Origin of the sequence: Urbifossiella limnaea (assembly GCF_007747215.1) — a bacterium.
GTDB lineage: Bacteria > Planctomycetota > Planctomycetia > Gemmatales > Gemmataceae > Urbifossiella > Urbifossiella limnaea.
This window is the reverse complement of record NZ_CP036273.1, coordinates 1,397,248-1,417,187: the sequence shown is the minus strand read 5'-3', so window position 1 is coordinate 1,417,187 and position 19,940 is coordinate 1,397,248. Positions and strand designations below refer to the sequence as shown.

Sequence of the window (19,940 nt, the reverse complement as noted above, 5' to 3'; positions counted from 1 at the left end):
GACTATGTCCAGCACCATTTCGCCGTCACGGACGACGACCGACCCGCGAAGGTCGCAGTCTGTGAAACCGAAGTGGATGTTGTCATGTCTCGGTGTTGGCTTCGGCTTCGCTGGCTTCTTGGGTCGTCCAGCCTAGTCCTACAGCCGTAGTTGCTACAACAGCCCTCGCCAGGACTTGTGGCGAGGGTGGGCGATGTCAGGACGACCGACGGCGGCCCAGGTGCGGGCCTGGGCGGACGAGGTGACGGCGGTCGGCGACCGGATCGGCCGGCACTTCGCCCGGTCCGAGCCCCGCGCCCGGGCCGTCGGGTACATCCGCGGGCTGCTGGGCGACGCCGACCGGAAGAACGGGTGGCAACTCGCCGAGGCGCTCGGCGACCCGACCCCGGACGGGGTCCAGCACCTGCTCGCCCGGGCCGACTGGGACGCCGACGCCGTCCGCGACGACCTCATGGGGTACGTCCACGAGCACCTCGGCGACCCGGCCGCGGTTCTGGTCGTGGACGAGACCGGGTTCCTGAAGAAGGGGACCAAGTCGTGCGGGGTGGCCCGCCAGTACACCGGCACCGCCGGGCGGATCGAGAACGCCCAGGTCGGGGTCTTCCTGGCGTACGCGGGGCCGAAGGGGCACGCCCTGATCGACCGGGCGTTGTACCTGCCGAAGGAGTGGACGGACGACCGGCCGCGGTGTGACGCGGCCGGGGTGCCGGCGGCCGTCGGGTTCGCCACCAAGCCGCGGCTGGCCGAGCGGATGCTGGCGCGGGCGTGGGCGCGGGGGGTGACGGCCGGGTGGGTGACGGGGGACACGGTGTACGGGCACGACGGGGCGTTCCGCCGGTTCCTGGAGGGGCACCGGCAGGCGTACCTGCTGGCGGTCCCGGCCAACCAGCCGCTGTTCGACGGGGAGCAGCGCTCGACCGTGAAGGCCGTCGCCGAGGGGTTCCCGGTTGCCGCGTGGGAGCGGGCCAGTGCGGGGGACGGGTCGAAGGGGCCGCGGGAGTACGACTGGGCGGTCCGGGCGTTCGGCCCGGTGGACGAGCGGGGGTGGCAGTTGTGGCTGGTGGTCCGGCGGCACCGGGACCGGCCGGACGAGCGGGCCTACTACTTCGCCCGCGGGCCGGCGGCGACGGCCCCGGCCGAGCTCGTCCGCGTGGCGGGGAGCCGGTGGCGGGTGGAGGAGTGCCTGGAACTGGCGAAGGGCGACTGCGGCCTCGACGAGTACGAGGTGCGGTCGTGGGTCGGGTGGCACCGACACGTCACCCTGAGCCTGCTCGCCCTGGCGGTGGTGGCGGCGATCCGGGTGGCGGCCGGGCCGTCGGGTCGGCCGAAAAAGGGGGCGCGGGGCTGGTCCGGGTGAGCGTCCCGGAGGTGCGGAGGCTGCTGCTCCGACTCGTGTGGGCGGTGGTGCCGGACGCCGAGAAGGTGTTGGCCTGGTCAGCGTGGCGGCGGGCGCACCAGCACCGCGCCCGCTGCTACCACTACCGGAAGCGGGGGGCCAAGCCGCCCGACTGACCAACTACGGCTGTAGGACTAGAGGAGACCCGCCCCCGCCGTAAGCCCGTCGGTGTCCCACCTCCGGAATCGCTCTCACCCTCTATTGTGGCATGGACTCAATGCGTGCCTCGACCCCCCGGGGGGGTCGGTGACACACAATGACCGCGCGGCGAACGTCGCGGCCGGTTGGTCGGCGGCGGCGGCCGGGCGTAGAATCGCCTTGCCCCGCGCCCCCGGCCGAACCGTATGACCCTGAACCAGTTGCAGCAGCGCATCCGCGACCTGTACGGCTCCAAGGACGGCGCCCGCGGCACCGACGGCACCTTCATGTGGTTCATGGAGGAAGTCGGCGAGCTGGCCGCGGCGCTGCGCGGCGGGTCGCACGCCGAGCGGGTGCTGGAATTCGCCGACGTTCTCGCCTGGCTGGCGACCCTCGCCAACATCGCCGGCGTAGACCTGGAAGAGGCGATGGCCAAGAAGTACGGCGGCGGCTGCCCCGGCTGCGGCCGCACCCCCTGCGCCTGCGGCACCGCCGAGAAGCCGTAGCCGACCCACCCCCGAGCCCCCGACATGCCGGCGGCCCCCCGCTTGCTCCTCGCCGCCGCCCTCCTCGCCGCCCTCGCCGGCCCGGCTCGCGCCGACCAGCCGACGGTCGCCGCCGTGCGCGTCGGCCTGCCGGCGGCAGCGGACGACGCCCCGCCCGTCGCCAAGTTCGCCACGTGGGCACCCGTATTCGTGGAACTGACCGGTGCGGCCGCCGGGGACGAACTTGTCGTCGAGTCGCCGGACGCCGACGGCGTGACGGCGGCGCTGTCGGTGCCAATCGACCCGGCGGCGCGGCGGCACCTCACCTACGTCCGCCCCGCCGCCGGCGCCGCGGACACGGTCGTGTTCGTGCGGCGGAGCGGCGTGGCGGTGTCGGCCCCGTTCCGCGTCACCGGCCTGCGGCCGCGCGACCCGCTGACGTACGTGGTGCTCGGCCTCGGCAGCCGCCTCCCTGGCTTCGACCTGCCGCGGCCGACCGCCGACGACGAGGCGCCGCCGACCGGCCCGCTCCGCGGCGGGCGAGTGGACGTGGCCGCGATCACCGAGCTGGCGCTGCTCCCCGACCACTGGGTCGGCTACGACGCCGCCGACCTCGTGGTGCTGACGACCGCGACCGGGGACCTGTTCGAGCAACTGCTGTCGCCGGCCGGCGAGCGAAAGCGGGCGGCGCTGCTGGAGTGGGTGCGCCGCGGCGGCCGGATCGTCGTCAGCGCCGGGGAGAAGGCCCGGCTGCTGGCCGGCCTCCGCGAACTGCTGCCGGCGGTGGCGAAGGCCGCGGAGCCGACGCGGAATACGAACCGACTGGCGCTGTACTGGTCGGCGCGCGAGTCGAGCCAGACGAGCACGATGGCCGGCAACCTGAACGCCCGCGGCGCCGGCTTCCCGGTGGCGAATCTGGAACTCACCCGCCCCGGCCGCGTCCTCATCCCGCCGCCGGCCCGGCAGGCCGACGACAAGGACATCATCGCGGCGCAGGGCGGCTTCGGCCTCGGCCGCGTCACGCTGATCGGCTTCGACCTGGACCGCGCGCCGTACACCGAGTTCGCGTCGCGGGCCGAGTTCTGGGACTGGGTGCTCCGCGAGGCCGGCGCCGCGCGGGCGTCGGTCGGCTCCGAGGGGAAGCCGCGGCCGCCGAGCACCGGCCCCACCGACGACGAGGACGAGCTCGGCGTCGCGCTGCGGACGCACGTGGACACGTTCGACGGCGTGCCGGTGGTGTCGTTCGGCTGGGTGGCGGTACTCATCGTCTTCTACCTGCTGCTCGTCGGGCCGGTCGAGTTCTACCTGCTCCGCCGCGTGATCGGCCGGGCCGAACTGACCTGGGTCACCTTCCCCGCCATCGTGCTGACGGTGTGCGTGCTGGCGTACCTGACGGCGGACGCCATCAAGGGCCGCGAGCTGCGGGTGAACGCCGTCGAGGTGATCGACGTGGTGCCCGAGTCGGGCCGGGTGTACGGCACCGGCTGGTACGGCGTGTTCAGCCCGCGGATCGACACGTACTCGGTCGCGGTGTCGCCGGCGGAGAAGTGGGCCGCCCCCGGCACGGACGGCGACCCCGTTCTAAGCTGGGTCGGCGGCCCGCGCGGCGGCCGGGCGAGTTTGCTACGCCGCCGCTACGAGGTGCGCACCGGACCGGGTGAAATCGCGGAGTCGCTGGCGGGCGTGCCGATCCCGGTGTGGTCGTCGCGGGCGTTCGCCGGGAACTGGTCGGCCCCGCTGGACGCGCCCGCACCCGTGGCCGAGTCGCGGCTCGAACACCCGCCGGGCGACCCGTCGAAGGCGGTGGGGACGTTCGTGACGCGGATGCCGCTGCCGGAGCTGATGGACGCGGTAGCGTTCTACGCCGGGCAGGCGTTCCCGCTCGGCACGCTCGTGCCCGACCAGGAAGTGCGGCTGGTGCTGGACCGCGGCCAGCCGGCGACGCAGTACCTCCAGGAGCGGGCGACGCTGCCGGAGATCCTGGCGCGGGTGCCCGGCGCCGACCGCGGCGCGAAGGCGCCGCCCCCGCCGGCGCCGGGGCAGGCGCTGCCGCTGTGGGGCGTGCTGTTCCACGAGGCGGCGCTGCGGAACGACGAGGGCGTGATCCCGCGGAACGCGTCGCTGCGGCGGCTGGACCAGTCGTGGCGGCTGAGCGCCGAGAACCGTCACGAGGTGATCGTGGTGGCGCGGGCGCCGCTGATCGCGGGGCCGGGCGCAGACCTGACCGGCGGCCCGTGGTCGGCCGCTCGACTGTGGCTGAAGGCGCCGCCCGGCGGGACGCGGCCGGCGGTGCCCGGCGTCGGGCGGACCGAGACCTACGTGCGGCTGTACCTGCCGGTGAAGTGACCCACCCCGGCTGGCCGGGCGATTGAGGTTCCCATGATCGAAACCAGCGACCTGACCAAGAAGTACGGCGACCTGTACGCCCTCGAGCGGCTCACGATCAAGCTCGGCCGGGGCGACGTGTACGGGTTCATCGGCCCGAACGGCGCCGGCAAGACGACCACCATGCGCATCCTCGCCACGCTCCTGAACCCCAGCTGGGGCGAGGCCAGCGTGTGCGGGTACAGCATCTACACCGGCTCGAAGGACATCCGCCGGGCCATCGGCTACATGCCCGACTTCTTCGGCGTGTACGACGACATGAAGGTGACCGAGTACCTGGAGTTCTTCGCCGCCGCGTACCGCATCCAGGGCCCGGCCCGCCGCAAGAAGGTGGAGCAGGTGCTCGACTACGTGGACCTCGGCTACAAGCGCGACGCGCTGGTGACGAGCCTGAGCCGCGGCATGACGCAGCGCCTCGGCCTGGCCCGGGTGCTGCTGCACGACCCGCAGGTGCTGCTGCTGGACGAGCCGGCGAGCGGCCTCGACCCGCGGGCGCGGATCGAGATGCGGGAGCTCATCAAGCGGCTGCGGCAGGAGGCGAAGACGATCATGGTGTCGTCGCACATCCTCCCGGAGCTGGCCGACATCTGCAACAAGATCGGCATCATCGAGCGCGGCAAGCTGATCTTCAACGGGTCGGTGGACGACGCCATCCGGCAGGTGCGCGGCAACGCGACGTTCACCGTGAGCGTGGGCGACCGCAACGCCGACGCCGCGGTGAAGCTCCAGACCTACCCCGAGGTGCTGCTGGTCAAGGCGGACGCGAAGACGGGGATGCTGGACGTGCGGCTGAAGGACGGCCACGAGGACGGCAGCTTCCTCCCCGAGCGGCTGATCCGCGACGGCTACCGGCTGAAGGCGTTCAAGGAGAAGGAAGTGAACCTGGAAAACGTGTTCATGGAGATCACGAAGGGGATCACGAACTGACGCCCCCGGCGGTACGGGTGGCGTGCAGGTACACGTCCGCACCGCTCGGCGCCGCCGTCATCTCCCCGAGCCGCAGCGCCGCCACCAACTTCTCGACCCCACGCCCGCCCGTCGCCCCCGGCGCCGCGGCGCCGCCGATCAGCAGCGGCGCCACGAACACGTGCAACTCGTCCGCCGCGCCGGCGTCGAGGAACGCGCCGTGGACCGCCGCCCCACCTTCGACCAGCACGTGCGTCATCCGCCGCCGCCCGAGCTCGGCCAGCACCGCGTCCACGGACAGCCCGCCCTCACCCGCCGGCAGCGCCACGACCTCGGCCCCCTCCTCGGCCCACCCGGCGATCCGACCCTCATTTCCCGCGGCGGTGAAGACCAGCACCGGCACCGCCCGCGCCGTGTCGCGCAGCCGACAGCGGTCCGGAAGCCGTCCGGCGGCCGTGAGTACCACCCGCGTCGGCGCCCGCGGTCCGGGCGGTCGCGCCGTCAGGGCCGGGTCGTCGGCCTCCACGGTGCCGCGGCCCACGACGATCGCGTCGACCACGCCGCGCAACTCGTGGACGCGCTGCCGCGACTCGGGGCCGCTGATCCACTGCGAGTCGCCGGCGCGGGTGGCGGTCTTGCCGTCGAGCGACATCGCCCACTTGAGATGCACCCACGGCCGGCCCGTGGCGAGGAGTTTGAGGTACGCCGCGTTCAGCCGCCGCGCCTCGGCCTCGGACACCCCGACCTCGACGACGACGCCCGCGTCCCGCAAGCGCGCCAGTCCGCCGCCGGCGACGCGCGGGAACGGGTCGGCCATCGCCGCGACGACGCGCGCCACGCCGGCCGCGAGCACGGCGTCGGTGCAGGGCGGCGTTTTCCCTTGGTGGCAGCACGGTTCGAGGGTGACGACGAGGGTGCCGCCGCGGGCGCGCTCCCCGGCCGCGGCGAGCGCATGCACCTCGGCGTGCGGCCCGCCGAAGCGCTGGTGCCACCCTTCCCCGACGACCGCGCCCGCGGCGTCGAGCACGACGGCGCCGACCATGGGATTCGGCTCGACGGCGCCGCGCCCCCGCGCCGCGAGGGCGAGGGCGTGGCGCATGTGGGGTTCGAGGGGGTGCGGCGTCACGGGCGCGAACCGGGTTCGGCGGGCGGTGTCACTGGCACTGTACGACCCGTTCGTCTACCGGACCGAGGACGCCGGTTTTTCACACCGGAGGACGGGGTTCGACTCCCCGACGGGTTATTCGCGGAAGGCGGTTGAAAGTGTCCGGCCGGCCGCTAGAATTCCGGTGGCAGACACGGCCGCACCCATAGCTCAACTGGATAGAGCATCGGTCTACGGAACCGAAGGTTGAAGGTTCGAATCCTTCTGGGTGTACTCAAGGAAAACCGCAGAAAAGCCAGGATTCACAAGCACTTCGGACTACCCCCGGGTTCGGGAACGAACGACACCAAAACACACCCAAACGGAACGGCTCCGATGCAAATCGGATGCCTCTCCGCCGCGGACGCCCGCCCGGAGTCCCTCCCGCGCGTGGCAACACCTCCCCGACCCCGTCAAGCTCGCGGTCCTCGTGTTGACTGAGCCCTACCGCCACCTCGGCGGCGGGGCCGGCTGAACCGGTAGGGGTTTCGATGTACGCCGGCCCCGTCCTATTCATCCGCAGCATCGGCGGCACCACTGTGGTCGAGGTCGGCGACCGCGCTACGGGCGACCCCTACTCAGACACCGCTGGCCCGGCCGGGCTGTTCGAGGGGGGCGGCCGGCGGGTCGTGCTGTTACTGGATGCGGACGACCGGGCGACGCTCTCCGTCCGCCGCTACCTGTTCGAGATTCTGCTGGCCGCCCGCCGCACCGGGGGCTCACTCAGGGTGTGCTGCCCGCCGGGGCCGTTCTGGGATGTCATGGCGGTGACCAAGCTCGACCGGATCATCCCGTTGCTCCCAACCCTGGCCGATGCACTTCGGGGCGGCTGAAACCTCCACCGGACGCACGCGAAGGTGAGGCCATCGTCCACGGCAAGACGGGTGCCGCGCGGGCGATGACTCTCCCGGGCCGCCGGGGGGTGCTCGCGAGACGCCACGCCCTGTCGGGGCCGTGAAGCGCCCCGACACCAGACGCTTGGACCTGCAACGGCAGGAATAAACGGTTTGTCACGGTTGTTGCTAGCCGGGCGCGGTATCCTATCGGGAGTCAAGTCGATGTGGTCGATCACGTTAACCTCAAATGAACCCGGTATTGTGCCAGGTTCACAACTCTGAGGGGGTCGGTACAGCTGGAGGAGCGACCATGAGAGTCCTGAGGATCATCCTGGGAGTGTCCGTGCTGGGCCTACTCGTGATGACGGACACCGCCCTGAGCCAGCGCGGCGGGGCTGTCCGGAGCGGCGCGCGAGGCGCCGTGGTCGGCAACATGGTGGGCGGGAGCGAAGGCGCGGCGACGGGGGCCAAGATCGGCGTGGTCACGGGTGCGACGCGCAGCGCCATCGACCGGGAAAACGCGGCGCGGACCCAGTATCAGACGACCGCGGAATACCAGAGTGCCCCGCGGTCGAATTTCGCCGAAACGCCGCCGGACGTCCTCGGCGTCACCCCGGCCGGGCAGGATGTCAAGGCCGGCGAGGAGGTGGTCATTCGCGTGCTCAAGAGCCCGGTGGTCGGGGTCACGTTCCCCACCTCATGGAAGCAGCGGAAGGGCGACAACTACGCCGCGGCCGTCAGTCAAGACGGGCAAGCCTTCGCGATGTTCGCCCTGATCGAGGCCGCCGACAAGCAGGCCGGGGCCAAGCTGGTCAAGGAACGGCTCGGGAAGTCCCTGAGCGATGTCAAATTCGACGAGCCGGCCGAGACGAAGGGTGGCGCCCTGGTGGTCACGGGCACGGGGAAGGGAAAGAAGGGCGTCGACGTGGTGTTCGCGGCGGGCGTCTTCGAAGGGGCGAAGGGGCGACTCGTCGGAGCGGCATTCGTCGTCGATTCGAAGGTCGATGAGCACTACAAGGAGACCGTGAGCGGCATCTGCCAGACCATTCGCCGCGCCGAGGATTTCCCGAAGGAATAGCAACCGCAACGACGCCTGGACCTCGAACCGGCGTCACTTACTCAGCGACTTCAGGCATCACCGGGGAGCAGAAGCGGAGACGGCCGTCTCCGCTTCTGCTCCCCGGTGGCATTCTCGGGCGAGTTCGGCCGAACCGCTCTCATGTTCTACCGACATGACTGTGAACGTGAACCCTGGGTCGGTCGCAACCGCCCCCGTCCCGACTCCCCTGGATCATCCTGTCGGGCTGCGGGTTACGTCTCGACAGCGGCCGCTGCGGATTCCCCGCGGGGGGGGTCTGCCGGGCAGACCCGGTCGTTCCTTGCTAGATCGAGTCGACTGACGACGAATCGGACGAGGGTCACGCGGCAAAACATCGATGGCGTCGTGCTGGCCCGTGGCCGGGCCGACGCCATCGTGATGTAGTGTGGCTAACCCGTCTTCACGGTTCGACGGCCCGGACCACCCGCGCGACGGTGCGCGTCACCCGGGCCTCCACGTCGCCCGCCCAGCGGAACGCGGGCCGGCCGTACTCGAACAGGTTCGGGCCGCCCTCGTAGCCGCCCTCGTCCCAGACGCGGCGGGACGGGATGTAGGCGAGCATGTCGTCGGCGTAGCCGCACACCCAGGTGTCGGACCCGTACGCGGCCTTGAACTGGAGCGCGTAGTCCACCACCGTCTCGGCCCCCGTCCCGATCATCAGCGTGTCGCGGCCGAGCCGCCAGGCGTGGACCGGGTACGGGTACGCGGCCGGGAACGTCGCCCCGGCGTCAAGTTGCTTCAGCAGCCGTTCAGCCCACCGCCTCTTGATCGGGTTCGCGTCGGCGGCCGCCGCCTTCAGGTCCTCGCGGGTCACGACCCGCTCGTACGGCAGGTCCACGTACTCGAACGCCGTCTTCAGGCCCGGGGCGACCGGCTTGAGCGGCGTCTTGAGTACGTCCTCGACGGCGGCGGCGAGCATGTGGCCGTACTTCTCGCAGAGCTCCACCGACCGGCGCGGGAGCGGGTTCTGGTCGCCGCCGCAGGTGTTGACGAACATCGCCGTGGCGCCGGGGTGGGCCTTCTCGACGGCCAGCTGCGCGAAGCCGGGGTAGTCGCCGCACCACTTGTTGAAGCTGAGCGTCGTCGGGTGGCAGGCGTAGCCGAAGAGGACGGCGGCGAGCTTCCCGTCCGCCCCGGTCACGGTCAGCACCGGGACGGCGTGGTCGACCGGCCCCTTCAGCGGCTCCCCCTTCGCCAGCAGTGCGGGCACGTCGGCCTCGCGGTTGTTGCGGCGGTTCACGGCGAAGGTCGCGGTCCCGCGGCCGGTCGCCAGCGCCGCCGGGGCGAGCCGCCCGAGTGCCTCGCCGACCATCGCCACGAGCCGGGCCTCCATCAATGTCGTGTACTCGGCGACGAGCTTCTCCTGCTCGGCCTCGACCGGGTAGTAGTCCACCAGGTCGCTGCCGAGCCGCGGCCCGCAGTGGTTGTGCGAGAAGGTGAACATCACCTGGCGGCGTTCGAGCTTGTACTTCACGCGGAGTTGCTCGAACACGCGGTCGCTCATCTCCTTCGGCACGCCCTGGAAGTCGCTGGTGATCAGGACGGCGCGGTCGCCCGTGTGGTCCTCCAGGGCGAGAGCCTTCATCCACAGGTCGTGGAGCTTCCCGTCGGGGGGCCGCTTGGTCCCGTAGCCCGCGAGCCAGACGTCCGTGTTTGGGGTGATGACGGCCCGCGCCACTCCGGCCTTCCAGGCCGCCTCCTGCCCGCGCACCGGCGCCGCCAGGCCGGCGAGGGCGAGGCACACCAACAATCGCGCGCGGGTCATGCTCGGCTCCTGGGGCGGTGGCGGCTGACTCTACCCGATTTCGTGGGCGGAAAACAGGGTCGGCCCGCGGGCGGAAACGGTTTGCGGGCGGGCCGTGGCCGCGATAGCCTGTCCGGCTGGACCCGACGTCCACCCCGGAACCCCGCCATGACGCACCCCACCCGGATGCTGCCGGCCGCTCTGGTCGCACTGACTGCGTCTCTTGTGGCCGCCCAGGTTCCTGGGGCGGGCGCCGACGCGGAGGCGCGGGCGAAGCTGGCGAAGGCGCTCACCCTGCACGCGTCCTTCGACAAGGGGCTCAACGCCGACTTCTCCCGCGCCGACAAGGCGTGTTACGTCCAGCGCGGCACGGAGCTGGTGAAGGCCGCGCCGAACGACGACGTGAAGCTCGCGGCCGGCGCGGGGCGGTTCGGCGGGGCGTTGCACTTCCCGAAGAAGGGGGCCACCCGCCCGGCGTTCAAGGACGGCGGCGTGCTCGGCTACAACGCGAAGAGCTGGAGCACGACCGTGTCGGCGTGGCTGCGGCTCGACCCGGACAAGGATTTGGAGCCGGGCTACTGCGACCCGGTCCAGATCACCGGGGACGACAACAAGAAGGGGTACATCTTCCTGGAGTGGTCGAAGGACGAGACGCCGCGGTACTTCCGGTACGCGATCCGCCCGCTGTACCCCATCTGGAACCCGACCGGCGCGGCGTGGCACGAGATCCCGTTCGAGAAGCGGCCGATGGTGCAGGTGGCCCGCGCCCCGTTCTCGCGGGAGCGGTGGACCCACGTCGCGTTCACCGTGGAGAACGTAAACGACAAGACCCGCCCGCAGGCCGGGCGGCTGTACATCGACGGCCGGCTGCAAGGGTCGATCGAGAGGTGGAACCTGACCTTCGACTGGGACCCGGCCCGCGTGCTGCTGGTGCTCGGCGCCGCCTACGTCGGCCACATCGACGACCTGGCGGTGTTCGACCGCCCGCTCACGCCGGCCGAAGTCGAGTTGTTGTTCGGCCTCCGGACCGGCGCGCGGGAGCTCTACCCGTAGGTGCGATCCGCGCGTCCCGCCCGTGCTACACCCACGCCTCACCCGGAACCGGATCACCATGCGACCTCTCCTGCGGCGTTCCGTTCACCCCGTCGCCTGTCTTCTGGCCCTGGCGGCCGCGGCCCCACTCGCGGCGGCCGACCCCGCGGCGCTGGTCGTGGTGTCGCCGAAGCCCCACCAGGTGGTCCAGCGCACCGGGTTCGACCCCGCCGCCGCCGCGACGGAACAGCCCGGCCACCCCGCGTTCGGCTTCGCCGACGTGCCCGTCCGCTGCGCCGGCGCCCCGGACCGCGGCCGGTGGGAGTACCGCGTGGTGCGGCTCGCCGGGGGCGCGGGCGGCGAGGTGGGGTGGACAAAGCTCGACGCGCGCACCGAGAAGTCCGGGCTGGTCGCCTCGGCCCGCGTGCCGGCCGGCGGGTGGTACCGGCTCGAACTCCGCTGCCGGCAGGGGGACGGCGTGACGCACGCGGGCGCCGTCGAGCCGGTCGGGGTCGGCGAGGTGTTCGTGGTCGCCGGCCAGTCCTACGCCACCAACTGCAACGACGCGAAACTCGCCGTCGCCGACCCGGCGAAGCGCGTCGTCGCCTTCGACGCCGCGAAGGGGACGTGGGGCGTGGCGAACGACCCGCAGCCGGTCCCGGACGGCAGCACGGACGGCTCGATCTGGCCGCCGGTCGGCGACGCGATCGTGAAGGAGTTCCGCGTCCCGGTCGGGTTCGCCAACGTCGCCGTCGGGGCGACTGCCACGTCGCAGTGGGCGCCGGGGGGCGCGTTCCACAAACGGCTGGTGGCGGCCGGCGCGGAGCTGGGCGGCTTCCGCTCGGTCCTCTGGCAGCAGGGCGAGTCCGACGTGATCGCAAAGACTTCGACGGAGAAGTACGTCGCCAACGTGCGAGCGATCCGGCACGCGGCGGCGACTGCGTGGGGCACCCAGCCGCCGTGGCTGCTCGCCAAATCGACCCACCACCCGACCGTCTACAACGACCCCGCCGGCGAGGGCCGCATCCGCGCGGCGATCGACGAACTCGCCGCCCGCCCCGGCTTCCAGGCCGGCCCGGACACGGACACCCTCAAGGGCGAGAACCGCGGCGGCGCCAACTCGCGGCGCCACTTCAGCGCGGCAGGCCAGGCGAAAGCGGCCGAGATGTGGGCCGCGGTGTTGGCGAAGCACCTCACCGCCCCGCCGCGCGTCGAGGAGTCGCTCGCGGACCTCCGCCTGCTGACGCCCGCGTGGGCCGCGCCGGTCGTCCACCGCGAGAGTAGCGTGCTGCTCACGGACAACGGACCGGCCACGGCCCGGCTCGCGTTCCCCGCGGCCGAGGTGCTGGAAGTCGCCACCGCCGACCGCCGTCACCGCTTCGACCGCGACACCTTCACCCTCTCGAAGGACGGGCTGACGCTCACCTTCCCGGCACCCGGCCCCGTCCCGCCGATCGCACTTGCGAGCGTGTTCGTCCCGAAGGGGTCGCCGCAGAGCTACGCGGCCCGCGTCGGCCACCCGGACCAGTCACTCCTCTACCGGCCCGGCCGCTGGTTCCACGACCGCAACGTGGAGGTCACCTACCGCCGCCGCGACGACAAGTTCGCCAATGTGGAGGTCGTCGGCACACTGCCGCGGACGCGGGCGCGGCTGAAGGCCGGCGAGGCGTTCACCCTCGGCGTCAGCGGGGACAGCATCTCGACCGGGCTCGACGCCTCGGCGCTGGTGAAGGCCGCCCCGAACCAGCCCGGCTACCCGGACCTCGTGGCGGCGCAGCTCCAGGCGACGTTCGACTGCCGCGTCGCGCTCAAGAACCGCGCGGTCGCCGGGTGGAGCGTCGCCAACGGGGTGAAGGACCTCGACAAGCTGTTGGCGGAGAAGCCGAACCTCGTGATCGTCGCCTACGGGATGAACGACGTGGGGCGCCGCGACCCGAAGTGGTTCGGCGACCAGACGCGCACCATCCTTGACCGCATCAAGGCCCACGACAAGGACACCGAGGTGATCCTGGTCGCGCCGATGCTGGGGAACGGCGCGTGGACCGCGACGCCGCGCGACATGTTCCCCCGCTACCGCGACGAGCTGCGGCGGCTGGCCGGCCCGGGCGTCGCGCTCGCGGACGTGACCGCCGTGTGGGAGCTACTGCTGCGGCACAAGCACGACCTGGACCTGACCGGCAACGGGCTGAACCACCCGAACGACTTCGGACACCGCCTGTACGCCCAGGCCGTCCTCGCGGCGCTGACCGCCGGGACGGAGTAGCCCGCCGACCCGGGTCCGTTCGGTACACCGCCCGCGGCGGCGCGGGGGCGGGCCGCCATCTCCCCTCGCGCTCCTCCGCGCCAAACCGAAGTCGCCTACCGTCGCGTGGATCGACTTCGACCGCCGACCCGGCGACCGCCACCGTCACGCCGCCACCGCTCCCGCGGACGGGACCTCCGCGGGCGTCCGCCGCGCCCGCCGCCGCAGGAACGCCTTCGCGGAGTCGGCCATGGTGACCAGGGCGGCCCCGGCCATGATCGCGTCCTTGACCACCAGCCGGCCCGCCCCGGACAGGAGCGGGAACCCGTGCTCCGGCCCGCCCCGGTCCGGCACCCAGCACTCCGGCGTCGTCACCAGGAACGACAGCGTCACCACCGACATCACCGCCACGAGGAAGCTGCCGACCGTCGCGGCCTGCGGGAGGACCGGGTGCAGCGCGATGAGGAGGCCGTACAGCACGATTACCGATCCCAGCCCGAGGGCGAACGGGTACGTCCGGTTCATCTCGTGCCACGCCCGGTTCGCCGGCACCACGGCCCCCTCCGGGTTCATGTGCGCCTTGTAGTTCGCGGGGTCGGCGTAGAAGAAGCTCATCACCGGGCTGTTGGCGACGAACGGGGCGATGCCGTCGGCCTCGTAGTGGTACACCTTCAGCCCGCCGATCCACACCAGCACCACGACCAGGCCGATCCGGGTGACCGCGAGCCCCAGCCGGTCCGCCCCCGCCGCCAGCTCGAACAGCCGTGTGACCGCGCCCATGACCGCCTCCGCAGGGTGTTCCCCGCGGTCACGCCCCCGGTTCCGGGGGGTCGCTCGCGGGTCTGTCGGCATTCTGCCCCGTGGGCGGGGGCGGTGGAATGGACGGGCGGGCCGAAGGCATGGACAGATTGCTCCCGCCCCGGACGTCGGTCTCGAACGCCCGGAACCCGGTCGGCGACATCCCGGTCGCCTTGCGGAACAGCCGGCTGAAGTACAGTTCGTCGTCGAACCCGACCTCCCGGGCCACCTCCTTCACCGGCTTGAGGGTGTGCAGCAGTTCCCACTTCGCGTGGTTCAGCACCCGCTCCCGAATCAGTTCGGTCAGCGTCTTGCCCAGGTGCTGCTTGACCAGCCGGCCGAGCGCCTTCGGCGTGGCGTGCAGCAGGTCGGCGTAGTCGGCCGGGGCGTGGAGCCGGCGGTAGTGCCGCTCCACCAGTTCGCGCAGCTCCGGCAGCGGCGGCGGCAGCCGCACGCCACCGCCAGCCGTGCCCTGCTGGCCGCGCTTCAGCCGGGTCGCCCGGACGAGCAGGATCTTGAGGTACGACAGGAGCAGTTCGGCCTGCGCCAGCCCGGCGGTGTCCAACTCGGCGCGCATCCGGGCGACGAGGTCGGCCACCTCCCGCTCGGTCGATTCGTCAAGGGTGACGGCGGGGGGGCCGTACGGGTCGTTGAACAGGACGCCGTTGCACCCGACCTCGTGGTGGTGGGTCTCGACGCACAGGAAGTTGGCGTGGAACCGGACGGCCGTGACGTGCAGGTGGTCGTCGGGGTCGAGGCGGGCGGCCTGGTAGGGGGTGAGGAACAACAGACACGGGGCGGCGAACGGGTGGCGGGTGCCGTCGGCGTGGAACGTCCCGCGCCCCGCGCGGACCCAGTAGGCGGTGAAGTAGTTCGTCCGGTGCGGGCGGGCCAGCTCGGCGGCGGGCGCGTCGACGACCTCCAGGGCGAGACGGCCGTCCCGCCGGTCGTACAGGGCCTGCGCGACGCCCGCCGGCGGCGGGTCGGGCTCGGTCATCGGCACCTCCGGCGCGCGGTCGCGGCAGTCACCCCGGCCTACGCTTTCTGCAGGATACCGAGCCGGGCGTACACCGGCCGGGCCGGCTACACTGGCGGCGGTCGCCCGACCTCCGAGCGCGAGCGCCCGATGCCCCTCCCCGTCCACCTCGAACCCGAGGCGAAGGCGTTCGCCGACGCCGCCCGGGCGACCGGGCGCCCTCGACGGGTGGTGCTACAAGACGCTCAGCCTCGACCCGACCGGCCGGGCGCACGGAAGGTGCCTGCTACTTTCACCCGCCCTCTTCTGGTATCATCCGCCCGTGGCGTTCCCTCCCTCCCCGCTCCCGGACGCACCCATGCGAAGTCTCGCACTGCTCCTCTCCGCCCTCCTCGTCGCCTCGCTCGGCGCGCAGGACAAAAAGGACGCCCCGGTCGTCAAGCCCCGCGAGGGCAAGACCGAGACCGTCAAGCTCTTCGACGGGAAGTCGCTCGACGGCTGGACCGGGTACGCCGACCTGTGGTCCGTCAAGGACGGCGTGATCGTGGCCAAGAACACGACCCCGCTGAAGTACAGCACGTACCTGAACACGAAGGCCAAGTACACCGACTTCCGCCTCACGTTCGCGGCGAAGCTCGTCGAGTCCGAGATGCACTCGGGCGTGGCGTTCTGGGGCGAGGTGTGGCCGAAGGCCGACGGCAAGGTCGCCGACCCGAAGGCGGACCGGTCCGAGCACACGTACAAGGGCCACCTCGTCATGTTCCCGTCCGGGTGGGGCATGTACGACCTGTTCGGCCGCAACGGGCTGCCGGTCAGCGGCGCGCCGGCGAAGAAGGTCGGGAAGCAGCACGACTGGAACGACATCGAGGTGCTGGCGCAGGGGAACCGCGTCCGCGTGGCGGTCAACGGCACGGCCGTCGTGGACTGGCGCGACCCCGAGCCGGCCCGCATCAAGGAAGGCCCGATCGGCCTGCAACTCCACTCGAACAACGTCCCGCAGGAAATCCACTTCAAGGGGCTGGTGCTGGAGACGTTCCCGCGGGAGGACCGGCTCGTCACCGTGAAGTGAGTCCGAACCCCCCGCCCCGCACCGGGGCGGGCCTTGCGCCCGCTTCCGGCAGCCGTATCAAACCCCTTGACCAACACGGTGCGTGATGCGAATCGCGATCCTGGCCGGTCTACTGGCGCTCCTGCCGGCGCCGACGGCCGCCGTCCGGGCCGACGAGACCGACTTCCGCCTGACGCTGCGGTCGCGGGTCGAGACGGCCGGCGAGTACGCGGTCACGACGCGGGCGGAAGCGTGGCCGGCCGGGAAGACGGCGGTCATCGTCTGCGACATGTGGGACGCCCACCACTGCCTCAACGCCGTCCGCCGGGAGAACGAACTCGTCCCGCGCATGGAGGCGTTCCTCAAGGCGGCCCGCGCGCGGGGCGCGCTCATCATCCACGCGCCGTCGAGTTGCATGGCGGCGTACCAGGACCACCCGGCCCGCAAGCGGGCGCAGGCCGCGCCGGCGGCGAAGACGCTTCCCAACGGCATCGACCAGTGGTGCACGAAGATTCCCGCGGAGGACAAGGGGAAGTACCCGATCGACCAGAGCGACGGCGGCGAGGACGACGACCCGAAGGAGCACGCCGAGTGGCACGCGAAACTCGCCGCGATGGGCCGCAACCCGAAGGCGCCCTGGAAGAGCCAACACGCCGGCCTCACGATCCGCGACGAGGACGCGGTCAGCGACTCCGGCGTCGAAATCTGGAACCTGCTGGAGGCCCGCGGCATCGACCGGGTGATGCTGGTCGGCGTCCACACCAACATGTGCGTGCTGGGCCGCCCGTTCGGCCTGCGGCAGCTCGCCAAGAACGGCAAGAACGTGGTGCTCGTCCGCGACCTCACGGACACGATGTACAACCCGAAGATGCCGCCGATGGTCAGCCACTTCGAGGGGACGCGGCTGATCGTGGCCCACGTCGAGAAGTTCGTCTGCCCGACGATCACGTCGGACCAGCTCCTCGGCGGCCGCGAGTTCCGCTTCAAAGGCGACGAGTGACCACTGCGGCGACCCACCACCACTGATGAGGCGGCCGATGAAACCGCTCGCCCTGGCCCTGGCCCTCGCGCTGACCACCGCGGCCGTCCTGCCGGCGCAACCGCCGGCCGCCGCCGTCCGCGTCGCCACCTTCGACGTGGACGCGACACCGCCCCTCGGCTCGGCGATGGCGTACGACCCCGTCCGCCGGCTCGACGAGCTGACGCTCCGCTGCCGGGGCGTCGTGATCACCGGGAGCGGGCGGCCGGTCGTCCTGTGCGCGGTGGACTGGATCGGCATCGCCAACGAGGGGCACGACCTGTTCCGCGAGCGGCTGGCCCGCGCCGCCGGTACGACCCCCGACCGGGTCGCCGTCCACGCCCTGCACCAGCACGACGCCCCGGGGTGCGACCTCACGGCCGAGCGGCTCATCCGCGACCTCGGGCTCAAGGACTTCGGCCGGTTCGAGAGCGGCTTCCACCGCGACGTGATGGGCCGCGCCGCCGCCGCGGTCGAGGCGGCGCTCAAGACGGCGCAACCGGTCACGCACGCCGGCTTCGGCACCGCCGAGGTGAAGGAGGTGGCGTCGAACCGCCGCATCCTCGGGCCGGACGGCAAGGTCCGCGCCGTCCGCTACACCGCCACCAAGGACCCTGCCCTCCGCGCCGAGCCGGAGGGGGTCATCGACCCCGAGGTGGCGGTGCTGTCGTTCTGGAACGGGGAGCGGCCGGTCGCGGTGCTCAGCTACTACGCCTGCCACCCGCAGAGCTACTACCGCACGGGCGTCCCCAGCCCCGACTTCCCCGGCATCGCCCGCTTCATCCGCGGCCAGGCCCTGCCCGAGGCGCTGCACGTCCACTTCAACGGCGCCGGCGGGAACGTCGGCGCGGGCAAGTACAACGACGGCGACAAGGAGAACCGCCTGCTGCTCGCGCAGCGGCTCGCCGACGGCATGAAGCGCGCCCTGACGGCGGCGAAGAAACAGCCGCTGGCCGCCGCGGACGTCGGCTGGGAGACGGTCCCGGTCGAACTCCCCGTCGCCCCGCACCTGAAGGAAGAGGAGCTGATTAAGGACCTGAAGACGGAGCCGGCGCGGGGGTACGTCTCGAAGGCGGATCAACTCGCGTGGGTCGTCCGCCGCAAGGCGGGGCACGCGATCGACGTCGCCTGCCTGCGGGTGGGGACGGCGCGGGTGCTGCACATGCCGGGCGAGCTGTTCGTCGAGTACCAGCTGGCGGCGAAGAAGATGCGCCCCGACCTGGGGGTGGCGATGGCGGCCTACGGCGACTACGGACCGGCCTACATCGGCACGACGGCCGCCTACGCCGAGGGGGGGTACGAGACGAGCGCGCGGGCCAGCAACGTGGCGCCGGAGGTCGAGCCCGTGCTGACGGACGCGATGCGGCGCCTCCTGGGAGCCGGGCGTTGATGCCGCCCGATTCCGCGCCGCCGTCCCGCGCCCGGTTCGTCCTGGCCGGGTGGCTGTGTACCCTCTCCGCCGTCCTGTTCCTCGACCGCGTCTGCATCGGGCAGGCGGCCCAGGACATCCAGGCCGATCTCGGGCTGTCGAACCGCGAGCTCGGCTTCGTGTTCATGGCGTTCACGATCGCCTACGGGCTCTTCGAGGTGCCGACCGGGCGGCTCGGGGACCGCATCGGGGCACGGGCCGTCCTCGCCCGGGTGGTCGTGTGGTGGTCGGCGTTCACCGCCCTCACCGGCGCGGCCACCGGGCTGGGGTCGCTACTCGTCGTCCGGTTCCTGTTCGGGGCCGGCGAGGCCGGGGCGTACCCGAACACCGCCCGCGTCCTGTCGCGGTGGTTCCCGGCGGCCGAGCGCGGCCGCGTGACCGGGCTGATGCTCACCTGCGCCCAGCTCGGCGGGGCCGCCGCCCCGGCCCTCACCGCCGCCCTCGTCTGGCTCGTCGGGTGGCGGCTGGCGTTCGTCGCGTTCGGGCTGGTCGGGGTCGCGTGGGCGGTCGGGTTCTGGCTGTGGTTCCGCGACGACCCGGCCGACCACCCCCGGGTGAACGCCGCCGAACTCGCCCTCATCCGGGCCGGCACGACCGCCGGCCGGCCGCACGGGTCGATCCCGTGGCGGGCCGCGTCCCGGGCGCCCGGGGTGTGGCTGCTCGCGGCGATCATCATGTGCAGCTCGTTCAACTCGTACCTGTACTTCTCGTGGTTCTCGAAGTACCTCCAGGACGGCCGCGGGGTGGCGAAGGGGGAGGCCGGGCTGCTCACGTCGCTGGTGCTGCTCGGCGGCGCGGCCGGGATGATGGCCGGCGGGGTGCTCGCCGACCGGGTGTCCCGGGCGACCGACCGGGTCCGCGCCCGCCGGCGGTTCGGGGCCGCCGCGTACCTCCTGTCAGCCGCCGCCCTCACGACCGCGACGACGGCCGACTCGCCCCTGCTGCTCGCAGCCCTTATCGCGGTCGGGTACCTGGCGCTGCAATCGACCCTGCCGACGTGGTGGGCGGCGGCGATCGAGCAGAGCGGGCGGAACGTGGGGGCGGTGTTCGGGATGCTGAACACCTGCGGCATCCTCGCCGGGGTGGCCTCGCAGGGGTTCGTCGGGTGGTTCACGCAGTACCAGGCCGACGCCGGGGTGACCGGCCGCGGGCAGTGGGACCCGATCCTGTGGGTGTACGTCGGGGTGCTGCTGGCCGGCGCCGCCGGCTGGGGGCTGTACCGGTACCGGCCGCTCGACGATGACGAAGACCCGCCACACTGATA

17 protein-coding genes and 2 tRNA genes are annotated in these 19,940 nt (G+C 72.2%); 15 read left to right on the top strand and 4 right to left on the bottom strand.

Annotated elements, in window-relative coordinates:
* Positions 1 to 193 precede the first annotated feature (193 nt).
* The 5 genes from ETAA1_RS05660 (at position 194) to ETAA1_RS05645 (ending at position 5,331) form a co-directional block, all read left to right on the top strand.
* Positions 194 to 1,357 carry an IS701 family transposase gene (locus tag ETAA1_RS05660; protein ID WP_145235098.1) on the top strand — a complete coding sequence of 388 codons (1,164 nt, stop codon included), beginning with the start codon at positions 194 to 196 and terminating at the stop codon, positions 1,355 to 1,357.
* A complete protein-coding gene (locus ETAA1_RS31510) occupies positions 1,354 to 1,512 on the top strand; it encodes a hypothetical protein (RefSeq protein WP_202920440.1) in 159 nt (52 codons plus the stop codon). Before ETAA1_RS05660 ends, ETAA1_RS31510 begins: the two co-directional genes overlap by 4 nt.
* Before the next feature lie 228 nt (positions 1,513 to 1,740).
* The gene (locus tag ETAA1_RS05655; RefSeq protein ID WP_145235096.1) at positions 1,741 to 2,040 is read left to right on the top strand and encodes a MazG nucleotide pyrophosphohydrolase domain-containing protein; all 300 of its coding nucleotides are present in this window, start codon (positions 1,741 to 1,743) and stop codon (positions 2,038 to 2,040) included.
* A 24-nt stretch (positions 2,041 to 2,064) separates the two neighbouring features.
* Complete coding sequence (locus ETAA1_RS05650) at positions 2,065 to 4,365, top strand: hypothetical protein (protein ID WP_145235094.1); 2,301 nt, start codon at positions 2,065 to 2,067, stop codon at positions 4,363 to 4,365.
* A gap of 33 nt (positions 4,366 to 4,398) precedes the next feature.
* Positions 4,399 to 5,331 carry an ABC transporter ATP-binding protein gene (locus tag ETAA1_RS05645; RefSeq protein WP_145235092.1) on the top strand — a complete coding sequence of 311 codons (933 nt, stop codon included), beginning with the start codon at positions 4,399 to 4,401 and terminating at the stop codon, positions 5,329 to 5,331.
* Here ETAA1_RS05645 and ribD read toward each other — a convergent pair.
* Entirely contained in the window at positions 5,321 to 6,409 is a 1,089-nt protein-coding gene (gene ribD, locus ETAA1_RS05640) for a bifunctional diaminohydroxyphosphoribosylaminopyrimidine deaminase/5-amino-6-(5-phosphoribosylamino)uracil reductase RibD (RefSeq protein ID WP_145235090.1), read from the bottom strand. The genes ETAA1_RS05645 and ribD overlap by 11 nt on opposite strands.
* A 70-nt stretch (positions 6,410 to 6,479) precedes the next feature.
* Here ribD and ETAA1_RS31505 point away from each other — a divergent pair.
* From ETAA1_RS31505 to ETAA1_RS05625, 4 genes are all read left to right on the top strand, one after another.
* Positions 6,480 to 6,553, top strand: a tRNA-Glu gene (locus tag ETAA1_RS31505).
* A gap of 61 nt (positions 6,554 to 6,614) precedes the next feature.
* Positions 6,615 to 6,688 (top strand) — tRNA-Arg (locus tag ETAA1_RS05635).
* Positions 6,689 to 6,945: 257 nt separating this feature from the next.
* Positions 6,946 to 7,287, top strand: a complete 342-nt coding sequence (locus ETAA1_RS05630) for an STAS domain-containing protein (RefSeq protein ID WP_145235088.1) — start codon at positions 6,946 to 6,948, stop codon at positions 7,285 to 7,287.
* Between the two features lie 313 nt (positions 7,288 to 7,600).
* Positions 7,601 to 8,368, top strand: coding sequence for a hypothetical protein (locus ETAA1_RS05625; protein WP_145235086.1), 768 nt, complete (start codon positions 7,601 to 7,603; stop codon positions 8,366 to 8,368).
* A 421-nt stretch (positions 8,369 to 8,789) separates the two neighbouring features.
* Here the strand turns inward: ETAA1_RS05625 and ETAA1_RS05620 are convergent, their stop codons facing one another.
* Positions 8,790 to 10,154 carry a neutral/alkaline non-lysosomal ceramidase N-terminal domain-containing protein gene (locus tag ETAA1_RS05620; protein ID WP_145235084.1) on the bottom strand — a complete coding sequence of 455 codons (1,365 nt, stop codon included), beginning with the start codon at positions 10,152 to 10,154 and terminating at the stop codon, positions 8,790 to 8,792.
* Positions 10,155 to 10,301: 147 nt separating this feature from the next.
* On the opposite strand from ETAA1_RS05620, the gene ETAA1_RS05615 reads away from it, so the two are divergent.
* Complete coding sequence (locus tag ETAA1_RS05615) at positions 10,302 to 11,186, top strand: LamG domain-containing protein (RefSeq protein WP_145235082.1); 885 nt, start codon at positions 10,302 to 10,304, stop codon at positions 11,184 to 11,186.
* 58 nt (positions 11,187 to 11,244) lie between these two features.
* Complete coding sequence (locus tag ETAA1_RS05610) at positions 11,245 to 13,428, top strand: GDSL-type esterase/lipase family protein (protein WP_145235081.1); 2,184 nt, start codon at positions 11,245 to 11,247, stop codon at positions 13,426 to 13,428.
* 144 nt (positions 13,429 to 13,572) lie between these two features.
* Here ETAA1_RS05610 and ETAA1_RS05605 read toward each other — a convergent pair whose 3' ends face one another.
* Both ETAA1_RS05605 and ETAA1_RS05600 read right to left on the bottom strand, forming a co-directional pair.
* Positions 13,573 to 14,187 carry a DUF417 family protein gene (locus ETAA1_RS05605; protein ID WP_145235079.1) on the bottom strand — a complete coding sequence of 205 codons (615 nt, stop codon included), beginning with the start codon at positions 14,185 to 14,187 and terminating at the stop codon, positions 13,573 to 13,575.
* A gap of 28 nt (positions 14,188 to 14,215) precedes the next feature.
* The gene (locus ETAA1_RS05600) at positions 14,216 to 15,202 is read right to left on the bottom strand and encodes a helix-turn-helix transcriptional regulator (RefSeq protein WP_145235077.1); all 987 of its coding nucleotides are present in this window, start codon (positions 15,200 to 15,202) and stop codon (positions 14,216 to 14,218) included.
* A 337-nt stretch (positions 15,203 to 15,539) separates the two neighbouring features.
* Here ETAA1_RS05600 and ETAA1_RS05595 point away from each other — a divergent pair, with 337 nt between their 5' ends.
* From ETAA1_RS05595 to ETAA1_RS05580, 4 genes are all read left to right on the top strand, one after another.
* Entirely contained in the window at positions 15,540 to 16,250 is a 711-nt protein-coding gene (locus tag ETAA1_RS05595) for a 3-keto-disaccharide hydrolase (protein ID WP_145235075.1), read from the top strand.
* 85 nt (positions 16,251 to 16,335) lie between these two features.
* Positions 16,336 to 17,229 (top strand): isochorismatase family protein, encoded by an 894-nt coding sequence (locus ETAA1_RS05590; RefSeq protein ID WP_145235073.1) that lies wholly within the window; start codon positions 16,336 to 16,338, stop codon positions 17,227 to 17,229.
* A gap of 37 nt (positions 17,230 to 17,266) precedes the next feature.
* Entirely contained in the window at positions 17,267 to 18,637 is a 1,371-nt protein-coding gene (locus ETAA1_RS05585) for a hypothetical protein (RefSeq protein WP_202920686.1), read from the top strand.
* Positions 18,637 to 19,938: an MFS transporter gene (locus tag ETAA1_RS05580; protein ID WP_145235071.1), complete on the top strand. Its 1,302-nt coding sequence runs from the start codon at positions 18,637 to 18,639 to the stop codon at positions 19,936 to 19,938. Before ETAA1_RS05585 ends, ETAA1_RS05580 begins: the two co-directional genes overlap by 1 nt.
* Positions 19,939 to 19,940 lie beyond the last annotated feature (2 nt).

Coding starts and splice junctions, on each gene's coding strand:
- ETAA1_RS05590 (WP_145235073.1), top strand. CDS start 16,336: ATGCGAATCGCGATCCTGGCCGGTCTACTGGCGCTCCTGCCGGCGCCG.
- ETAA1_RS05615 (WP_145235082.1), top strand. CDS start 10,302: ATGACGCACCCCACCCGGATGCTGCCGGCCGCTCTGGTCGCACTGACT.
- ETAA1_RS05625 (WP_145235086.1), top strand. CDS start 7,601: ATGAGAGTCCTGAGGATCATCCTGGGAGTGTCCGTGCTGGGCCTACTC.
- ETAA1_RS05610 (WP_145235081.1), top strand. CDS start 11,245: ATGCGACCTCTCCTGCGGCGTTCCGTTCACCCCGTCGCCTGTCTTCTG.
- ETAA1_RS05605 (WP_145235079.1), bottom strand. CDS start 14,187: ATGGGCGCGGTCACACGGCTGTTCGAGCTGGCGGCGGGGGCGGACCGG.
- ETAA1_RS05585 (WP_202920686.1), top strand. CDS start 17,267: ATGAAACCGCTCGCCCTGGCCCTGGCCCTCGCGCTGACCACCGCGGCC.
- ETAA1_RS05580 (WP_145235071.1), top strand. CDS start 18,637: ATGCCGCCCGATTCCGCGCCGCCGTCCCGCGCCCGGTTCGTCCTGGCC.
- ETAA1_RS05630 (WP_145235088.1), top strand. CDS start 6,946: ATGTACGCCGGCCCCGTCCTATTCATCCGCAGCATCGGCGGCACCACT.
- ETAA1_RS05620 (WP_145235084.1), bottom strand. CDS start 10,154: ATGACCCGCGCGCGATTGTTGGTGTGCCTCGCCCTCGCCGGCCTGGCG.
- ETAA1_RS05595 (WP_145235075.1), top strand. CDS start 15,540: ATGCGAAGTCTCGCACTGCTCCTCTCCGCCCTCCTCGTCGCCTCGCTC.
- ETAA1_RS05600 (WP_145235077.1), bottom strand. CDS start 15,202: ATGACCGAGCCCGACCCGCCGCCGGCGGGCGTCGCGCAGGCCCTGTAC.
- ETAA1_RS05645 (WP_145235092.1), top strand. CDS start 4,399: ATGATCGAAACCAGCGACCTGACCAAGAAGTACGGCGACCTGTACGCC.
- ETAA1_RS05655 (WP_145235096.1), top strand. CDS start 1,741: ATGACCCTGAACCAGTTGCAGCAGCGCATCCGCGACCTGTACGGCTCC.
- ETAA1_RS05660 (WP_145235098.1), top strand. CDS start 194: ATGTCAGGACGACCGACGGCGGCCCAGGTGCGGGCCTGGGCGGACGAG.
- ETAA1_RS05650 (WP_145235094.1), top strand. CDS start 2,065: ATGCCGGCGGCCCCCCGCTTGCTCCTCGCCGCCGCCCTCCTCGCCGCC.
- ribD (WP_145235090.1), bottom strand. CDS start 6,409: ATGCGCCACGCCCTCGCCCTCGCGGCGCGGGGGCGCGGCGCCGTCGAG.